Source organism: Variovorax sp. WS11, assembly GCF_010499245.1.
In the GTDB taxonomy this organism is placed as follows: Bacteria; Pseudomonadota; Gammaproteobacteria; order Burkholderiales; family Burkholderiaceae_C; genus Variovorax.
Map to the genome: position 1 here is coordinate 894,183 of NZ_JAAGOW010000004.1, position 19,394 is coordinate 913,576.

Consider the following 19,394-nt stretch of genomic DNA (forward strand, 5'->3'; position numbering starts at 1 on the left):
GATGGGTCTGCATCTCGCCGGTGATGGGATGAGCAGACTCGTCACCGTCCATGTGCTGCGTGCCAGGCCTGCCAGGCAGGATCCGATTCCGGATAGTCGGCCGCCCGCCATTCATTTCCGGCAAGGACACGCTCAGGCTGCCGAAGCCGCGAGACATAGTCGACCATCGGAACGTAGTACAGAAAGGCCAGCACGCGCTCCTGAAACTTCCATTGACCATCGGTACGGCGGTAGACATCTTGGTACCGGAGCCCCGCAATGCTTGCCTTTCCGTTCGGCGTCGTCTCGGCATGGGACAGCACGATGCCCTCGGCGCGATCCGGATCGGTAGCGTCGAACTTCACGATGCGATCGTGGGTCCAGTGATAAGCCGGGCCCCTGATCTTAAACATCTCGTTGAACATGGCCATCGTCGCGTCGATCCCCCGCGCATTCATCGAACCATTGACCGATCGAATCACGATCTCGGGGATGAAAAGGCTTGCGAGCTTGTCGGTATCCCGAAAGTCGCACGCAATGCCGTATTCAGTGCAGATCTCTGCGATCAACGCGCGGGACTCGAGCCGATCGATGCGTTGATGAAGATCACTCACTGAGGCCTCCCCGCTGAATGTTCTGCCCGACATTCCATCTAAGCGGTACGTTAGAGATTCCCACGACAATGCCAGGCAGGTAGGTCGACTTCGAATTTGGTACTAGTTCGAACTCGGGAATCCGCGCCAGCCACTCCTGCAGGGTCACGATGATCTCCAACCTCGCCAGGTGCATGCCCGCACAGCGATGCGCGCCTTCGCCGAAGGTTGTGTGACTCATCGTCTTGCGTTGGAAGTCCAGCTTCATCGGGCACTCGTTCTCTCGCTCATCCAAACCGGACAAGGCCGTCGGGAGCAGGATCATCTCGCCCCTTTTTAGCTCCACCCCGCTATAGATCTGATCGTTCGCCACCATGCGCGCCTCGGCCACCAATGGAAACCGACGGAACATCTCTTCGACACAGCGCGGAATGCGCGATGGATCGCTCGTCAGTTCCTTGACCCGATCGGGATGCTTCCCCAAGTAGGCGAACAAGAAGCCGATGAAGTTGACGGTCGTATCCAGGCCGGCGAGCAAGACCAGCGAGACAAGGCTCAGTGTTTCACGCTCCGTCATCGCGCGACCATCAACTTCGCTGTTCACGATGTCGCTCAGTAGATCGTCACCAGGCTTGCCCCTTCGCGCTTCGACTGCAGGCCGAACATAGTCAAAAAAATCATTCCGGGCGGCCTCGAAGCCGGCGACCATTTCGTCAGGCGTCGCACCCGTGACCTTCACCATCCGAGTCGCGAGGTCGGCAAGGCGCTCGGTGTCCGCTCTGGGCAACCCCGCCATTTCCAGGAAGACATAGATCGGAAACTTGCTTGCGAAATCTGTGCAGATGTCGCATTCGCCCTTTCCTTTGATCTCGTCGATCATCGAAGCGGCAAGTTGCCGAATCGGCTCTTCGAGCTTACGCACCTCGCGTAGGTTCAGCGCTTTGTTGAGAATCTCGCGAAACGGCGTGTGTTCGGGCGGATCCATGCGGACCGGGATCATGTCGTACTTCTCCCCGACGGCCTTGGGGAGGTACATTACCTCGCTCGTGAAACGTTGATAGTCGGCATAGATTTCCCGAATCATCGATCCGCGCAGCGCCACCCAGTGACCGCCGTTGTGAGGGGTCCAAACCAGGTCATGGTTGTTCTCATTGCGCATGCGAACCCAGGACTCGTGGTAGTCCTCGTCGCCTACGATGTGGTTATACATGTCTATGTTCGACACCCTTTCCTTAGGGACATGGGACGGGGCGGCCGGCTGCGAAGGTGATGTTGATGTGCTGGTCATGTGAGTCTTCAGATTGGTTTCATTGACAGCCTGGCATCAGGCAAGAGCTGGGTCGATAATGGCCTTAACGGCCGAGCCGGACTGCACCGCTTCCAGCGCACTTGTTGCCTCGCGAATGCCGAACCTGTGCGTGATCAAGCTCGCCAGGCCGAATCGCTCCTGGTTGTCACAGGCGACACGCAGCGCGCGGTGGTAGTGCTTGGGCTTGGAGAAGGTGTAGCCGTGGAGGGAGATGTTCTTGTTCGCGAATAGCGCCGGCTGGATCGTCTGGGAACGCAACTGCCCCCAGATGCCGAGAACGACATAGCGGCCGTGGTGACCGACCAGGCTGAGACCTTCTGAAAACGCCTGCGTTGCCCCCGCAGCCTCGATGACTAAGTCCGGGCCCGCGAGTCCGACGATGTCTTGCACCTGTCGGAGGCGCTCGTCGGCGCTTCCGCGAAGAGAAATAGTCGCAGTCGCTCCGAGGCGGCGCGCCACGTCGAGGCGGAGATCGGAACCATCCAGCACGATTATGTGGCGTGCGCCAGTCAATGAGGCCAGCAAGACCGCAGACAAGCCAACCGGGCCTGCCCCCTGGATCAACACGCTCTCGCCTGCGCGAATGTTCCCAGCACGGTCCAGCCCGCCGATGACCGTGGGCAGCGCGCAACCCAAGGCGGCGACTGCATCAACCGATCCGTTTTCCGGCAGCCGGTAGAACGCCATGCCGGGAGGCAGGCAGGCGTACTCGGCATACGAGCCCCAATTCGGCTTGTGGGCGTCCTCGAAGAATGCGCTGTTCTCACAGGGTACGGCTTCGAGCACGGTGCAGGAGTAGCAGCGATGGCACAGTTTGAATGGAACCCAATAGATCAGGTCACCCTGCTTGATCGGCGTGCCGCAGTAGTCCTTGTCAAGGCCCTTGCCTATCTTCTCCACCCGACCGATGCCCTCGTGTCCGAGGACGATGGGAAACGGCATCGTCCCGGCGTCTCCGTTGGTGATGTGGACGTCACTTCCGCACACGCCGCCCACAACGACACACACCAGCACGCCGCCGTCTTGGGGATCGGGCACAGGGACATCCCAGGTTTCCAGTTGATGCGGTTTCACTAGAACCGCGGCCTTGCCTGTCTTCATATCGGACCCTTCAACAAATTGACTGCATTGCAGCGCCGCAGTGCACATCCGAATCGCGCCGCAAACCAAGCATTTCGATGCTGCGCTTCCGTAGCAGCTCTGAATCACTCATTAGTGCGCATTGCAAGCACTCGTCGGCGTAAATCGTGTCGCGTTGCAAGCGCGACAGATCCACCCACCAACCCATGCCAGCCATCAGCCATTTAAAGTCGACCAGTTTGAGAAGGCGATCGCTTCCCTCCGGGTCTTTGATGTGTGCTGTCTTCATAAGTACAACCAACGTTTAGTGCCAGCACTAGGGAAGCGCCGCTTCGACGAGGATCTCGGCAACCCGCTCGGGTCGTTCGACCATGATCGAATGCCCCCCTGAATCGACCGAGATGACGCGGGCGCCTGCGTCGTTGCGGAAGCGGTCGTACATCCCTTCGCAGATGCCGCCCAATGCATAGACATACACGCGCCGGCGGACGGCCGCGGCTCGACCCTGCAGGCTGATGGCCTGAACGAAGCAGGCGAAGGGATGCGCGGTTACTTTGCCATCGATCCAAGCCCAGTCTCCGGGCTGAGCCGTGTCGAATGCGGACGCAGGCGTCGGTGCCACCATCAGGCCGCCGCCCTCGGCCACCTTTGCGACGAAGAACTGCATGTACTCGGGCCTCAGCGTGAACAACGTGTTCCCGTCCTCCGGCACAAGCCCGTCCAGATAGACCAATGCTGAGATGCGATCGGGCAGCTGCTCAGCCACGCCGGTGATGACCATCCCGCCATAGGAATGGCCGAGAAGGACTACATCGGACAGGTCCTCCCAGAGGATCGTGTTAGCGACGTCGGCGATGTGCGTGTCCAGGTTGATCGGCATGCAGGCGAGGTGAGAGCGCTCCCCCAGACCGGTCAGGGTTGGGGTGTACACCTCGTGACCGGAGGCGCGCAGCAGCTTTGCCACGCGGCGAAACGCCCATCCACCGTGAAAGCCTCCATGGACGAGAACAAAGGTTGCCATGACGTTGTCTCCTTTTCGGACTGTTCAGTCTTTCGCTTGGGCGATGGCGCCAGACGGAAGCAGTGATTTGAGTTTGACGGCGGGGTCGGACAGCGCGGCGACGTCCGGTTCTGCGCGCTGCTGGATCAGCGCCTTGCCCTGCACGTAGTCCCTCACGGCGTTCACGCAGTCCAGAGCCAGGACGCGCCCTTGCTTCAGATACACCACCGAAAAGCTGCCCTGCGCCGGGTCGCCGCGCACCACTACGCTGTCGTGACCGCCGGATAAGCCGACGGTCTGCAGCTTCAGGTCGTACTGGTCGGACCAGAACCACGGGACGGCGTCGTACGACGCACGTTCGCCGGCTATGAACCGCGCCACCACCTTCGCCTGATCGTTCGCGTTCTGAACCGACTCGAGCCGGATCGGCAACGACTGCGCCGAGTACTTGTTCACGTGGGCCGCGCAGTCGCCAATAGCGAACACGTCAGGCAGCACGCTTCGACAGAATTCGTCGACCTCGACGCCATTCGTTTCCGGCAGACCCGCTGCCCGCAGGGGCTCCACGGCGGGTTGAATGCCGATGCCGACGATGACCATTTCGGCGGGAAGCACCGTGCCATCACTCAGGGCGACACCGGTGACCCTTGCGCCGTTTCCGACCAGGCGGTCTACCCCAGTGCCCAGCCGCACGTCGACTCCGCGGGATCGATGCTCGCGGGCATAGAAGTCGGAGAGGCACTGCCCGGCGACACGGGCAAGGACGCGGTCCTGCACCTCGACAATGGTGACCAACTTGCCGAGCTGGACCAGCACCGCTGCGGCCTCCAGGCCGATGTAGCCACCACCAATCACCACGACGTTGCGCGTGTCTGCCAGCTCGCTAGTCATGCGATCCACGTCCATTCGGTTGCGTACTGAGTGAACGCCGCAAAGCTCGCCTCCAGCGCAAGGGAGTCGACGCGGCGCGCCGCCGGTCGCCCATATCATGACGCCATAGGTCAAGGCCAGCCCGGCTGACGTCGTCACATGATGCTCGGCCGCGTCCACGCCCACCACGCGGTGGCCCAGCAGCATCTGGATCTCGTGGCTTGTCCAGAAGCCCGCCGGACGCAGCAAAATGTTGTCAAACGTTTTCCGTCCCAGGAGGTATTCCTTGGACAACGGCGGCCGCTCATACGGAAGCTCGGTCTCTTCGCCGACGATCGCGATAGAGCCGGAGAACTTGTTCTGGCGAAGCGCTGCGGCTGCTTGGGCGCCGGCGTGTCCGGCACCGACGATGAGGATGTCTGTATGTTGCATATGACCTACCCGCACAGAATCGTTCGGACCTTCACGCGGCAGCCGCCGCGACTTCACCGCGGGCTGCCGGCGCTCTCTTGCCCGGCTTCAGCAAGAAGGTGGCAAGGCTCGGCACGATGACCAGCGCCCCGAGCATGTTCCACAGGAACATGAATGCGAGGAGGATTCCCATGTCCGCCTGGAACTTGATTGGCGACCACGCCCATGTGATGACGGCTGCAGCCAGGGTGACGCCGATCAGTGCCACCACCTTGCCGGTGAAGACGAGCGCACTGGTGTACGCATCGCCTACACCGGCGCCTCGCCGCTGGGCCACCAGGAACACGGTCATCAGGTACAGTGAATAGTCGACGCCGATGCCCACGCCCAAGGCGATTACGGGCAGCGTGGCGACCTTGATGCCAATGCCAAGCATCACCATCAATGCTTCTGCCAGCACGGAGGTCACCATAAGAGGAACTATGGCGACGACCACAGCCCTCCAACTCCTGAACGTGATGAAGCACAGCACGATCACCGCGGCATAGACATACAACAGCATCGTACGGTTGGCTTGCGCCACTGCGATGTTGGTGGCCGCCTGGATGCCGGCATTCCCAGCGGCCAGCAGGAACTTGCGGTCCGCTGTGTCATGTATTGCGGCAAACGCCTGGACCTTGTCAACCACGCGCGCCAGGGTCTCGGCCTTGTGGTCGGACAGGAAGGCGATCAGCGGTGCCACGCTCTTGCCGTCATTGATCATTTCCGGGTTGGATGCGTAGACGTAGTCAATGGCATCGCCCACGACGTACGGGTCGCGGTTGATCGTGATCCACTTGGGCGAACCCTCGAACCCAGCGGCTGTGTAGGTGCGGGCAAGACTGGCAACAGAAACCGTCGTCTGCACACCCGGCACATCGCGCAGCTCCTCTTCGAGACGGTCCATCTCCAGCATCGTCTGGTAGCTGATCAGGCCATTTGTAGAGGTGGTCACCACCACGGCGAACTGGTCGCTGGACAGTTGGTAATGGCTGGTGATGTAGGCGTTGTCCTGGTTATACCGAGACTCGGGCCGCAGTTCCGGCGCGCCAGGATCCAGGTCGCCCACCTTGAGGCCTTGGGCGATCACCAGGCCGAACCCCGTCAGCACCGCCGTCACCACGAGCACCACAATCGCCGGCTTGCGCTCCGTGAAGCGGCCGAACACACGCACGATGGGGTGATCGCCTTCCGCGCTGCGTGTTGCCCTCGCTGCCGCATTGGCGCTTACCCCGGTATAGGACAGGAGCACGGGAAGCAGGATCAGGTTGGTGAAGATCAGGATGGCCACGCCGATGCTGGCCTCGAGCGCGAGGGTGCGGATCACCGGGATGTCGACGACCATGAGCACCGCGAAGCCGACCGCATCGGCAAGTAGCGCGGTGAGCCCGGCGAGGAACAGCCGGCGGAACGTGTAGCGCGCGGCCACGTACCGGTGTGTACCGTGGCCGATGTCCTGCATGATGCCGTTCATCTTCTGAGCCCCGTGCGAGACGCCGATGGCGAAGATCAGGAATGGCACGAGCACCGAGTACGGATCGATCACGAAGCCCATCAGCCGCATCACGCCGAGCTGCCAAAGCACCGCAACCGCCGAGCACGTCACCACGATCGCAGTACTGCGCACGCAACGCGTGTACACGTAGATGATCAGCGTGGCGATCAGTGCCGCGATGAAGAAATACATGAACACTTCGATCAACCCGTGGATCAGTTCGCCCACCAGTTGGGCAAAGCCGATCACGTGGATGCGCACGCCCTTCGCCTCGTACTTGTCGCGAATCTCGGACAGGCGGTCGCGAAATGCCTTGTAGTCCAGCGGCTTGCCGGTGGCTGAATCATTGTCCAGCAAGGGCAGAAAGATCATCGAGGAACGCTGGTCATTCGCCACCAGCGAACCCAGAATGCCAGAGCGCTGAACGTTCTGCTGCAGTGTCTGCAGCGCGGCTGGGGACCCGTCGTAGTTGTCCGGCATCACCGAGCCACCCTTGTAGCCCTCCTCGGTGATCTCGGTCCAGCGCACCACGGGCATCCACAGTGACTTCATAAAGGATCGGTCGACGCCCGGGATCAGGAAGACCGCGTCATTGATCTCGCGAAGGACAGCCAGGTAGGCCGGGTCATAGATTCCACCGCTATCGCCAGCCCGCGCGTTCTCCACGACGATTCGCACCGAATTGCCGAGCCCCCGCAGCGAGGCCGCATTGGCGCGATAGTTTTGGATGAATGGATGCGAGGTCGGCATCATCTTCTCGAAGCTGGCATTGACCTCCAGCTTCGTGGCGGACAGCCCCAGCAGCAAGGTGACGATTGCGCACGCCGCCACTAGGATCACGCGGTAGTTGAAGATCAGCCGCTCGAGCAACGTGCCCGAACGCTCGTCGAAGTCGAACCTTTGTGCCACGACGGGCATCGTGTTGGACTGAGCAGAGGCGAGTGCCATGGTCTGGTACGAGGTTGTGTCAGCGCAGCGCCGAAGGCATCCGCTGAATCCTGATGCCGGCCATGCCGGTGGTCAGAACGGCTTGCTTCTCCAGCGATGCGATGCCAGTGAAACGCATGGGCTGAGCGGATGGAACCAGTCGGAACTCGGTCCCCGAGGGGTTCGAGACGATCAGCTGTCCGGCTGCGTTGGCAAGCACGAGACCCGTGTTGTCGGCGTGAGCGGCGCCTCCAGCGATCGAAGCTCCACCCGGAACGGAGACCCGCGCCCATGAGCGCCCCTGGTCCGCGCTGCGGTACACCACGCCACGCAAACCGAATGCGAGGACGGCCTGAGGGTCGCCCACGAAGCCGAAGAAGCTGCCCGTGTAGTCGGATGACACCGGGACGTAGCGGTCCTGGGTGGCCTCATAGCGAAAGACCTTGCCGCGCTCAGCTGCAATCAGGATCTGGCCATGGATGCCGCGCACTGCATTCAGGTTTAGCTGATCGGGGTTGTCGATGCGGTCCAACGCGGGTTGCCAGGATTTGCCAGCATCGCGCGTGGTGGCGAGCATGCCAAATGAGCCCACCACATAGCCCGTCTGCGCGTCGGCGAACCACACGTCCAGGTATGGCAGAGCCGGGCCGACCTTGAAGTTCTGCTCCAGCGTCGCGAGTGCCTTCTGTGCCCTTTCCTGGACAGCAGGATCCCCACTCTGCGCCATCTGTGCGTAGTACTGCTTGAAGGCCACCGCCGCCAAACGCCCGTCGAGCTGCTTCGTCCACGTGTTTCCGCCATCGGGGCTGTGCAGGATGACCCCGTCGTGGCCCACCGCCCACCCTCGCGCAGGCGTGGGGAAGTGCACCGCGAGCAGGTCGCTTTGCACGGGCACTCGACTTTGCTGCCAGCTTTGTCCCTGATCCTTGGATAAGGCGATCATGCCGCGTGAGCCCACCACCACGAGGCTCGTTCCGGCCTGCGTAACGGCCATGAACGGCCGGTTTGAGATGTCGCTGCGCATGACTGCAGGATGGTCTAGCGGATCAGCGAAGGGTGCCGCCCAGACGCAACCCGCCAGCCCCCAGCCGAAGGCGACAAAACCTCGCACCAGGCCTTTCACCAAACAAGGAGTGCTCATGGCGAGACAAGCGAGATGACGCATGGAAAAACGCCTCCTGTGATGTGTCAACGCATGCACGGCAGGTGGGCCGTCAGCGCGCGCTGCCAGCTGCCACGGACTGAGGCGTCAACTTGAGTCCCGGCACGCCTTCAGCGCTGGGGTAGGAACGATAGAACCCGCCGGGATCCTTGCCGCCGATGTCCACGACAAAGTAGTTGCCCTTGATCAGGTCATTGGTGCTCCACGCGATGTCGTTGACGCCACCGATGTCGTAGGTCGGGAAGCTGTAGATGTTGTTGACACGCCAAAGCTTGCCGGCATCGTCGTAGGACTCGCTGGACACAATGCCCCAGCTGTCCTCGTCTACGTAGAAGGTCCGCTTCGAGTAGGCGTGACGCGCGCCTGCCTTGCGGGTTGCTTCAACGACCCAGACGCGGTGCTTTTCCCAACGCAGCACTTCCGGCTTCATGTGCTTGGCGTCAAGTGTGTCCTTCGAGGCCATGCCGTTGGTCACCTTGAACGCGTTGTAGGGAACAATCAAGTCCTTCTTGCCAACGAGTTTGAAATCGAAGCGATCCATGCGACCGACGAATCCATATAGCTCGTCCCAGAGCATCACGCCGCCATAGCTGGCGATGGGGATGTCGTAGTTGAACTCCGGGGCCGACCTCACCCGACGTTGACCTGGGGTGTAGAACCACATCTTCTGCCCACCCTCCGCGGAGTTCGCAAGGTAGTACCCGAGGAAGTGAACCCCCGCCGACGACGGCGGCGAGGTCAGCGGAGACGAGAAGCCGAAGACCGCGTCGAACGTTTCCTTGCGCAGCTTGCCGCTCTGGTCGTACCAAGGGTGCAGGACGGCCGAGGTGGTCGTCGGCAAGGGGCTGGGAGTGCCGGATGCATCGACTAACCAAGCAGCCACTGCGCTGTGCATGACGGCTGGGCCGAACCTCAGCTTGTGGTTCCACATGACTTCATAGCCAGTCTTCGGGATGGGGAACGGAACACCCGGAAACGGCAAGCCGCCAGCGTCCGCGCCGGACATGCTGTCGCCTTCCACATCACCCTCCAGCTTGGCCGAGCTCGCATTTTTCAAGGTGTTCTCGAGCACCCATGGGGCATACCGGACCGATCGGTGAGTCTTGTAGACATCGAGCCGGTAGGAAGGAAGCTGCTTCAACATGGCCTTGGCACCCTCGGTGAGCACCGCGCTGTAGCGCTCCATGTTGCTTGTATCGATCGTGTACAGCGGTTTCTCGTCCTTAAATGGGTCGACGTACAAGTCGTCCCCCTTCTTGTAGCCAGTGGGCGCAGAAATGCCGCCCGTGTAGGCTGGAATGCTGCCGTCGGCATTGCCAGCCTTCTCTGCCCCGAACTCTGTCAACGTGCTGCCCAGCTTCTTTGCTTCTTCTGCCGACACCGCGGCCACGGCCGCTTGAGCCAGTCCCATAACCACGCCTGCCACGCAGGCACGGCCAAACCATCGCTTATTCATTTATCGTCTCCTTGCTGAATCGTTTAGAAGGAAGTCTTGAACGTGAGCTGGATCCAGCCCTTGTCGTTCAGGGCCACGGCGCCGTTGCCGCCGAAGCCCGGGTAGTAGGTTTGGCCGAGCGCCGGGTCGAAAGTGGCCCTGTTGTGGCGCCAGTGATATCCGTTGTATTGAAGCGTGATCGTGCTCTTGGACTGGAAGGTGCCGCGGATGCCGATCGAGTGAATGTTGGCGCCTTGGGCATAGAAACTGCCGGCGGCGTAGGCCGGATTGCCATTGACGCCGAGCGTCAGCGAGATCGGCATGCTCAGGTCCCAGCCCGGAAAAACTTGAAGCCACTGCGGTTCGAACGCGAACCCAAGGGCGAGCGATCGCTTTGTCGCGCAACCTTCCCATTTGCTCCCGGACGGACATCCCGGGTAACCCACTCCGTTGAACAGCCGCGCATTCGACGTCACTGACGTGAGCTGCGTATAGCTCGCCTCCGCGATCAGGGTGCCCGTGTCCCACAAAGGCGTGGTGCCCAGTTGCACGAACGCATTGGCGATCAGGTTCACCAAGTTGCCCTTCGCACCTTCGCTCGTCGTGCTGCCGGGGATCCCATTTGTGAGCGCGCTGTTCAGGCCACTGTTCTTTCGGTACGACGCTTCGAATCCCGTGCTTATCGGGCCGAAAGTGCGCTCGTAGCTAACACCGTAGAGTTTGACCTTCTGAGGGTACGAGAGGTGGAGCGCGCCACCCCCTGCTGCACCCACGTTCACCAACGGCCATGGATGCACCTCGTCCAGCTGCCGGTAGTAAAAGCCCAGATCGCCGCCGGCCCATTGAGGGGACCAAGTGAGCTTGAGGCCGAAATTCTTGTTTTTGTTCTTGGGTTCGTCCCGCACGCCCGCTACGACCGGTCCGCCGAACAGACCGGCCAATGCGCCACCGCTGTTCGGCCCGTAGTACAGGATGTCAAACGGACCTAGGTACGTCCCACCTTCGGGGTACCGGTTGGGCCGGAACTCGAGGAAGTACTGGCCGCTGACCGACAACTCCGGGCTGAGCTCGGCCGTGGCCAGCACCTGGGCTCGCGGCAGGAACAACTCCTTCACCTCCGAGCCGGGCTGCGAAAAGCCTTTGATGAAATCGATCGGGTGCTGGGAGTAGGCGATGTTCGAGAAACCAAACAGGAAGGCATTCCCCCAATGCTGGGTGAAGCGGCCGAGCTTGCCGTAGAGCTTCGTGTCGCCGACAGAGGTGTTGCCGAACACGAAGGCGTCCAGCAATTCGCCGCCACGGAGGTGGTACTTCTTTGTGGTGCTCGAGTATTTGCCTCCCGTGTAGGAGAGAAACGACGAGTACCCCGGCGCCGGGTTCGTCCTCACCTCGTCGTTGTAGGCGGCGTCGTACCAGGCGGATCCCGACAGCCTGAAGCCGGCGTTGTCCTTGTAGACGCCCTGAAATTCAACGATGCCTTGAGCCCGATTTGTCACCAGGTCGCCACGATCGAACTTGTAATCGCCCTCGGCAAAGAACGGGTGATTGCCGATGTTGTTGTTGCGCGACTGCGCACGCGTGCCCAACGTGTACTGCAGAGACGTGTCCAGGTTAACCGCCCAGTCTGGCCCTGCATCGAGCTTCACGGCGTTTGCACCGGTCGTCAGACACAGTAACGAGGCTGCAACGGCTGCAGGAAGCGGATAACCGCTGGTTGTCGAATTCGGTATTTTCATGATCGACGTCACTGGTTGTGTTGGAGCGCCCGCGTCACGACCTGCCGTACCGCTGCACTTCTGATCTGCCGTGTTCCTATATCGTGTTCGATTAGTTCGAAATCGATGCAATCGAACTGGATGAAATGTAGGTGGCGCAAGCGCTGACCGCTATGCGGGAAAACCCGAGCGCCGGGGCGGTCCGAGCTCGCTGGCGTGGTTGTTAGTTCCGGGCGGCTGGCGCAGACCGACCTAAACCCGAATGGCACTTACTTTGGCCTGCACGCGTGACCGTGTCGCTGCACATGTCGACGGGCCTGCTCGCGCGGCGTCTTCAGCCATGGGTACGGTTTGGGCCGTCGCTTTCGCATTCGCGGCTCGATGCGCCCTGGGCGGTGGCCGACTTTGGATTGAGCGATCAATGCGAACAGCCGCTGGTTGTCCTTCGCGGCGCATAGTCCGCGCGTGGTCCACTCCGTCCATAGTTGCACCGTGTGTTTGAAGCTCAGGCCGCGCGGATCGACGCCGGCCTTGCAAGCGGCCTGCGCCATCAGCAGCCGGATCACGTTGTAGGCCAGCAGGTGCACCCACATCTGTTTCTCGTTCATCTGCGGCGTCTGGCAGCTCAGCACCTCCATGCCCGTGGTGGTCTTGAGGTTTCGCAGGTCCAGCTCGACGTTCCAGCGGCGTGCGTAGAGCGCCGACAGATCACTCTTGCTCACCTCTCGAGGCTCCAGCAGCGTGGTGACCAGCACCTGGTGGCCCACCTTGGCTTCGCGCAGCATGATGTCCTCGGGCACGCGCGCGTACTGCTCGTGTGTCATCCACTCGGGACGCGCCGGCCTGGGCCAGCACACGATGTGATCGCGCGTGCCCAACTGCTGGCCGCGGCGGAAGTCCGTGATCCGCGCTCCGTGCTGCTCGAACACGACGTCCACGCCCTTGTCCAGCAGCGCGGCGATCAGGAAGTAGTTGCAGTACAGCGCGTCGGCGAGCATCACATCGCCCGCGCCAAAGCCTTCGAGCAGGCGGCGCACCAGCGCGAGTTCTCCGCTGCCCTTGCCGCTGTACGGGCCAATCGCCGCGTCCAGGGCTGCTCCAGTGGCCAGGCAGATCACCGCCACCAGCCGCGCCAGCGGGAAGCCCACGCCCGGTGCCTGCGTGCTGGGCTGCGGATACACCGCCTGGTTCTCGGGCGTGTCGGGCATCGACAGGCCCGTGCCGTCCACCAACTTGACCGCGCGGCCTCGCCACTTCCAGGGCGCCAACGCCTTTGCGCTCAGCTCGCGCCCCGTTTGCTGTGTGAGCGCCGTGACCATCTCCAAGGGCAAGCGCTGGCGAGCCTTGCAATACGCGCCCGTGCGAACGCTGCACGCGCTCAACCCGTCGGCCGCGCGCTGCGCCGCCCAGCCATTGACCGCCTTCTGGCATGAGCCATCGGCCTCCAGCGTCTGGCGCATGAACATCGACAGCGTCACCGTCGGCGGATACAGCCGCTCGCGATGCTCGGGCAGCAGCGCTTCGGTCGTCTCGAGCAACTGCGGGCTCGTCAGGATGTTGAAGAACTCCACCGCCTCGGTCGTGCGTGCCCGCCGTTGAATGCCTCTGCGGCGTTGATGCAAATCGCTTCGGGCTTTACGATCCATGCTGGCTGGCCTTTGGTGAGATGGTTTGGATGCTTCGTAACCAACCATCCTATCGATCCAGGGTCAGCCACCCTCCCTTTGCAATCAAGCACTTACGCCTCGCCGAAGGCTCAGCGGCCCAAAGTAAGTGCCATTCACCTAAACCCTGGTCTGTTGATTCAAAATTGACCAAGTGGCTTGCTGAATATTCCGCAGCCGGACGGTGATCCCCTCTTGCGGTCCTTCGCGCGGCGCATGCCGGAGTAAGAGAGCGTTCGATTTGGTGGGGTCACGCGGAGAGTGACAGCGTCGAGTCATTGGAAGGGAAGGCGGGATACCAGCGGGCGAAATCTTCGCGCAGTTGGCCATCGACGACGCCCACCCGCATCTGCAGCAGAAGGTGCGCGCTGCGCGGATCCCAGCGCATCTGCTGCGACTTCGACATGCGCTTGTCGATGAGCTGGTTGACCGCGGATTCCACAAAGGCGCTCGAGATGCGTCGGCCTGCTCGATATCGCCGTCCATAGTTGGGCAGCGAGTCCGAGTTGTTGCGCAAGTAGCCGAGCAGTTCGAGGGTGAGCTTTCGGATCTGACGCGCGGCCGGCTTGCGACACACTGTCGACTTGCCCAGGACGTAGAGCATGACGGCCAGGCGCCGCGTCGCTTCCTGTGCTCGACCATGCCAAAGCCGCCACTTCAATCCGCCGGCCAGCCCGGACAACCAGTCGTGGTCAGCAGTTCTGAGCTGGCTGGCCGTTGGCCGACCATGTACCACGGCATTGAGCTTTTCCACCCTTCGTCGCAGGTGGTACCAGTCCAGGATGTGCCTCGCGCGCGGCAGCGTGGACAGTTGCCACTGGCGAAGTTGAATCTCACCGTCGGTGAAGACCTCCATCGAGCTGTCGTGTTGGCCGAAAGCAGCCAAGACACCTCGCACGCGCTCGTGCGAGTTTGGATCCACAGTTCGAACGAACGCCACGCTGCGCTGACCAACGTCCACGCGCATGGCTCGGCCGGCGACGACCTCGAACGATTTCTCCTCGTCGGGGTGGCAAAGCCGCAGGTAGCCGCCGTCCAGACCAACCGTGGTGACGTTCGATTTGCTCGCCATGCTGGCAACCTCTGGCCGGGGCTCGAGCCCCTGAGCATCCAGTCGGCGTCCGATGCGCAGCGTGTGCTCTCGCACCGTGCTTGGCGCGTTGGCTGCGGCCACCGGAAGCAACAGCTCCAGCAACTCGGATGATCTGGCGTAGGGAATCGTGGCGGCCAAGCGGCTCTGAACGTACTCCAGTTCTGCCGACAGCCAGCGCCGGCGGTGAACAGCGATTTCAGCGGGGGCAGAGCACGCCCAGCGCTGCCACCTCGGTACTCGTACGGCAACCCGGCCAAACAGGCTGCGGTAATGGACTTCGTGGTAATCCTTGACCGCGCGATTCAGGCCGCAGGTATCGCATCGGCGCTGGCTTCGACATCAGTTCGATCTGCCGCTTGACAATCTGGGACTGCAACTGCGCGAGGGCCGCTTTGCCATTCGCCAGGCTCAAGCCCAGCGTCTCGATGCTCGGTCGCGAATCCAGTTCCAGCGTGAGCAGCGGCTCCGGATCCGAATCGACCTCTCCTTCACAGACCGCCAGACTGAGCTTTATGCGCATGGCCAAAATCTCCAAGCGAGCAGGGACGACATTCTCTGCCGGCGAAGGCGGCGCCTCTGGCCGTGACACGATGTTAGTGGCTGCCCACCCCACCAAATCGAACGCTCTCATCTGGCTTGCGAAGTCTTCCGATGTTTTAGGGCCTGGCTCAAGGTGCCGGCTGAGGACGCCGGACCCCTTTTCCTTTGCGTATCTCCATGGCGCGACAGCACGTTGCGGATCCACACAGGAAGGTCCGCAAGTGCCGTCAAAGTACGCCAACACACGCCTAGGAGCGTGGGCGGCAGAAGTTTGCCGAGCCCACGAAGTTGATCGAATGGCGGCGCGGTGCGCCGATTCGCGGGGTTGCACGCGTCGGTGCGGTGATCTTGAGTGCCAGAGGCACCGCAGGGCCACTCAGAGGCACAACACTGGGGTCGAGTTGGCTCATCGTGCTGTTCTCATGCCACTTGCATGGCACCCATGCGCCGCAGATTCAGCGCCAGGCACACGAGCTTGAACTCGGCTTGCACGCGGTGCAGTCCTCGTAGGCTGAACTGACGGAACCCCAGCACGCTCTTGATCCAGCCGTTGGGCGGCTCGGCGATCCACTTGCGTCTGCGGTATGCCGCACGGCCTTGGTCGGTCTGCAGCTTGGTGGCCATCGCCACCGTGTGCGGATGGGTGTTGGGATCGATCTGTGCGTGCTGCTTGCCTTCGCGACCCAGTGCCACCACCAGTTCGATGGGCAGGCCCGCCAGCCGCTCGAAGTTGTCTTCGCTGCGGTAACCCGCATCGGCCAGGCCTTGCCGGGGGAACTCGCCGATGTTGGTCTTCACCGCTTGCAGCATCGGCACCAACTGGTGCGTGTCGGCAGCGTTGTTGCTCAGCTCAGCGGCCACGATGATGTGCGCCGTGTCGTCCACGGCCGTCTGCGCGTTGTAGCTGGCATCGAAGCCACCACCGGCGCGCTTCATGATGCGGCTGTCGGGGTCGGTGAAGTTGTCTTGTGCCTTGGCCTCGGGCACGCCGAACTCGCGCTTGTAGCGCCCGCCCTTGGGGTTGCCGTCCTCGTCGCGGGGCTTGCGATCGTCGTCTTGGCTACGCCCGCGCTCGATGTCGGCATCGCGTTGGCGCTGCTCCAAGCGCTCGCGGGCTTCGGCGATGGCCTTCAGGCGGGCCTCGCGCCGCTCGATCTCGGCCGGTATGTCCAGCTCGGGCTCATCGGCCTCTGCGGCGTCGGTGGTCTTGGCACGCTCCAGCAAAGCGTCGATCTGCGCCTTGAGTTCGGCCTCGGTCTGCTGCATGCGCTCGTAGCTCATCGCCTTGTGCCGGCTGGCATTGGCCTTGATCTTGGTGCCGTCGATGGCCACTGTGCCCAGCTTGATCAGCCCCATCTCTCGAGCCAGTTTGACCACCTGCACGAACAGATCGCCCAGCTCCTTCAGGTGCAGCGCGCGGAAGTCACGGATGGTGCGATGCTTGGGGAAGTTGCCTGCACCCAGCATCCGAAACGCCAGGTCCTCGTGCAGCCGGCGCTCGATCTTGCGCGAGCTGAACACGCCCGTGGCGTAGCCGTAGACCAGCACCTTGACCATCATGGCCGGATGGAACGGCTGGTTGCGCGCGCCGCCTCCGGCATAGCGCACGTAGAACGCCTTGAGGTCCAGCGCATCGACCGTGTCACCGATGAAGTACGCCAGGTGCCCCTTTGGCAGCCAGTCTTGCAGCGACGCGGGCAGCAGCATCTCCTGCTGCGGTTCGTAGGGGCGGTAACTGATGGCCATGCCGTTCAACACTCAAGCTTCATGCCAGTTCTTGTCCCACGTCCGGTCTTCTGCCGCCCACGCTCCTAGCTACTTTTGCGCCGGAAAGTAGCTATGCGCCAGTTTACGAGCCATTTTCTTGGTGTATTTTTGGAGTAGTTCCATCGCCAAACCATGCCGATCCACGCCCATAGTGCGCTCCAGAGCAGAGCGGCGTAGAGGACGCGGCACTGCGCGACGGGTGCCCGCATCGTGACAGGCGAGCTTGTCCGTCGACGCCCCGCGGCTGCTTGCGAGCGGTGCGCGCAAGCGCTAGGACTTACCCGCGGATTGTCAGACGGCTTGCAATCAAAGGAGGCCTAAGGTTCCTAAGATGCGCAGCCATTCATTACCAGACGGGTGTATTTCCATGGTGGAGCGCGCAACCTTTCGGAGCTTTCAGGAGAGCACGGCCCAGGATTGGAAAGTAATCGCAGGCGAGTTCCAGTCTTTCTCCAAGGGGCTGGCCGACCGTGTCCTTCATCACCTGAGTCTGCTTCGGGGCGACTTTGGGGGCTTTCCCATCGACCGGCTCGACCACTCCTTGCAAACAGCCACTCGGGCCTTGCGCGACGGTCGCGATGAGGCCTATGTGTGCTGTGCCTTGCTGCACGACATCGGCGACACCCTGGGAACGTTCAATCATCCCGACATCGCAGCGGCGGTGCTGAAGCCATTCGTGAGCGAAGCTGATCACTGGATGGTCCAGAACCACGGAATCTTCCAGGGCTACTACTTCTTCCATCACCTGGGCATGGACCGCGACATGCGCGCGCAGTTCAGCGGACATCCGCACTACGACCGGACGGCGGAGTTCTGCGAGCTGTACGACAGCCCGGCCTTCGACCCGAAGGCCGAGACGCTGCCGCTGTCGGAGTTCGAGCCAATGGTGCGCCGGCTGTTCCTGAGTCCCGTCAACAGCATCTACAAGAAGTCGGCCGCAATGGCCTAAGCCCTGGTGTAACGCGCGCCCAGCACGCTGACCAATCGCCGATAGGCCACGGCCATTCCTATCAAGAAACTTAGCCAAGACATGGAGACAGAAATGAAATTCTTTATCAAAACCACATTGACCTGCGCGATGCTTTTCAGCGCTACGCTTTCTATGGCCCAGCAGGGAGAGACGGTCAAGATTGCCTGGATTGATCCGCTGTCCGGTCTGATGGCCGCGGTGGGAACCAATCAGTTCAAGACGACGCAATTTCTTGCGGAGGAGTTCAACAAGAAGAACCGATCGGGTGTGAAGTTCGAGATCATCGGCCTGGACAACAAGCTAAGCCCCCAGGAGACCGCGAGCGCCCTGCGGTCGGCGCAGGACCAGGGCGCGCGCTACGTCATGCAGGGAAATGGCTCCGGCCCGGCACTGGCGATCATCGATGCGATCGAGAAAAACAATGCGCGCAACCCCGGCAAGGAGATGCTTTTTATGAACTACTCGGCAGTCGACCCCGACCTGACCAATAGCAAGTGCAGCTACTGGCACTTCAGGGTGGAAGCCGACACGTCAATGAAGATGGAAGCGCTTACCACGTGGATGAAGGACCAGCCGGATATCAAGAAGGTCTACATCCTGGGCCAGAACTACTCGCATGGCGTGCAGGTGGTCAAGTACGCCAAGGAGGGCTTGAGGCTAAAGCGGCCAGACGTTCAGATCGTCGGCGAAGATCTGCATCCTTTGGCCCAGGTACGGGACTTCTCCCCGTATATCGCGAAGATCAAGCAATCTGGCGCTGATTCTGTCATTACGGGAAATTGGGGATCCGACCTGTCACTGTTGCTTAAGGCCGCGAACGACGCCGGCCTTAACAATGTGAATTTTCTGACCTACTACGCCTACGCCACTGGCACACCGACGGCCATGGGCAGTGCGTCGGAGGGCAAGGTTTTCAATGTGGCCTATGCCCACCACAACATGGGCGGCGACATTCAGAAGAGCATGGAGGAGTTCAAAAGGAAGATGAACGAGGATCTCTATCAGCCGTCGATCCACCATGTTTTCTCGCTGCTCGATGCCGCCTTTGCGCAAGCGAAGTCGACGGACCCCGTCAAGGTGGCCGCGGTAATGGAGGGCATGAAGCTGAAGAGCTTCAATGGCGAGATCGAGATGCGGAAGTCCGACCACCAGCTGCAACAAAGCCTGTACGTCACACGCTGGGAAAAGAAGAGCGCCAAGTACCCCTACGATGCGGAAAATTCCGGCTACACCCTGGCCCCTGTGAAGCACTACGCGCCATATGTCTCCAGTACGCCGACCTCGTGCCAGATGAAACGGCCAAACTCCTAATCGAGCGCTGACCGGTCGAGGCCCGACGTCGCCG

General features: G+C 61.6%; 16 protein-coding genes. 2 read left to right on the forward strand and 14 right to left on the reverse strand.

Going from position 1 to position 19,394, the window contains the following annotated elements; all coding sequences use genetic code 11:
• Positions 1 to 41 precede the first annotated feature (41 nt).
• The 14 genes from GXN78_RS33775 to GXN78_RS33840 form a co-directional block, all read right to left on the reverse strand.
• Complete coding sequence (locus GXN78_RS33775) at positions 42 to 593, reverse strand: nuclear transport factor 2 family protein (protein WP_164256116.1); 552 nt, start codon at positions 591 to 593, stop codon at positions 42 to 44.
• Complete coding sequence (locus tag GXN78_RS33780; RefSeq protein ID WP_106560002.1) at positions 586 to 1,860, reverse strand: cytochrome P450; 1,275 nt, start codon at positions 1,858 to 1,860, stop codon at positions 586 to 588. The genes GXN78_RS33775 and GXN78_RS33780 overlap by 8 nt, the downstream gene beginning before the upstream one ends.
• Positions 1,861 to 1,896: 36 nt before the next feature.
• Positions 1,897 to 2,982, reverse strand: a complete 1,086-nt coding sequence (locus GXN78_RS33785) for a zinc-binding dehydrogenase (RefSeq protein WP_106560001.1) — start codon at positions 2,980 to 2,982, stop codon at positions 1,897 to 1,899.
• Between the two features lie 10 nt (positions 2,983 to 2,992).
• Positions 2,993 to 3,250: a hypothetical protein gene (locus GXN78_RS33790; protein ID WP_106560000.1), complete on the reverse strand. Its 258-nt coding sequence runs from the start codon at positions 3,248 to 3,250 to the stop codon at positions 2,993 to 2,995.
• Between the two features lie 27 nt (positions 3,251 to 3,277).
• Entirely contained in the window at positions 3,278 to 3,982 is a 705-nt protein-coding gene (locus GXN78_RS33795; RefSeq protein ID WP_106559999.1) for an alpha/beta fold hydrolase, read from the reverse strand.
• Between the two features lie 24 nt (positions 3,983 to 4,006).
• Positions 4,007 to 5,263 carry an FAD-dependent oxidoreductase gene (locus GXN78_RS33800; RefSeq protein WP_106559998.1) on the reverse strand — a complete coding sequence of 419 codons (1,257 nt, stop codon included), beginning with the start codon at positions 5,261 to 5,263 and terminating at the stop codon, positions 4,007 to 4,009.
• 31 nt (positions 5,264 to 5,294) lie between these two features.
• Positions 5,295 to 7,724 carry an MMPL family transporter gene (locus GXN78_RS33805; protein ID WP_106559997.1) on the reverse strand — a complete coding sequence of 810 codons (2,430 nt, stop codon included), beginning with the start codon at positions 7,722 to 7,724 and terminating at the stop codon, positions 5,295 to 5,297.
• A 19-nt stretch (positions 7,725 to 7,743) separates the two neighbouring features.
• A complete protein-coding gene (locus GXN78_RS33810) occupies positions 7,744 to 8,868 on the reverse strand; it encodes a YCF48-related protein (protein WP_106559996.1) in 1,125 nt (374 codons plus the stop codon).
• A 49-nt stretch (positions 8,869 to 8,917) separates the two neighbouring features.
• Positions 8,918 to 10,321 carry a DUF1329 domain-containing protein gene (locus tag GXN78_RS33815; RefSeq protein ID WP_106559995.1) on the reverse strand — a complete coding sequence of 468 codons (1,404 nt, stop codon included), beginning with the start codon at positions 10,319 to 10,321 and terminating at the stop codon, positions 8,918 to 8,920.
• 23 nt (positions 10,322 to 10,344) lie between these two features.
• Positions 10,345 to 12,036 carry a DUF1302 family protein gene (locus GXN78_RS33820; protein WP_106559994.1) on the reverse strand — a complete coding sequence of 564 codons (1,692 nt, stop codon included), beginning with the start codon at positions 12,034 to 12,036 and terminating at the stop codon, positions 10,345 to 10,347.
• 248 nt (positions 12,037 to 12,284) lie between these two features.
• Positions 12,285 to 13,661 carry an IS4 family transposase gene (locus tag GXN78_RS33825; protein ID WP_106561512.1) on the reverse strand — a complete coding sequence of 459 codons (1,377 nt, stop codon included), beginning with the start codon at positions 13,659 to 13,661 and terminating at the stop codon, positions 12,285 to 12,287.
• A 268-nt stretch (positions 13,662 to 13,929) separates the two neighbouring features.
• The gene (locus GXN78_RS33830) at positions 13,930 to 15,078 is read right to left on the reverse strand and encodes an ISKra4 family transposase (RefSeq protein WP_106560297.1); all 1,149 of its coding nucleotides are present in this window, start codon (positions 15,076 to 15,078) and stop codon (positions 13,930 to 13,932) included.
• Complete coding sequence (locus GXN78_RS33835; protein ID WP_146163178.1) at positions 14,969 to 15,292, reverse strand: hypothetical protein; 324 nt, start codon at positions 15,290 to 15,292, stop codon at positions 14,969 to 14,971. The genes GXN78_RS33830 and GXN78_RS33835 overlap by 110 nt, the downstream gene beginning before the upstream one ends.
• A gap of 440 nt (positions 15,293 to 15,732) precedes the next feature.
• Positions 15,733 to 17,058: an IS1182 family transposase gene (locus tag GXN78_RS33840; protein ID WP_106560301.1), complete on the reverse strand. Its 1,326-nt coding sequence runs from the start codon at positions 17,056 to 17,058 to the stop codon at positions 15,733 to 15,735.
• Between the two features lie 388 nt (positions 17,059 to 17,446).
• On the opposite strand from GXN78_RS33840, the gene GXN78_RS33845 reads away from it, so the two are divergent.
• Complete coding sequence (locus GXN78_RS33845) at positions 17,447 to 18,028, forward strand: phosphohydrolase (protein WP_106560296.1); 582 nt, start codon at positions 17,447 to 17,449, stop codon at positions 18,026 to 18,028.
• 93 nt (positions 18,029 to 18,121) lie between these two features.
• The gene (locus tag GXN78_RS33850; RefSeq protein ID WP_106560295.1) at positions 18,122 to 19,360 is read left to right on the forward strand and encodes a branched-chain amino acid ABC transporter substrate-binding protein; all 1,239 of its coding nucleotides are present in this window, start codon (positions 18,122 to 18,124) and stop codon (positions 19,358 to 19,360) included.
• Positions 19,361 to 19,394 lie beyond the last annotated feature (34 nt).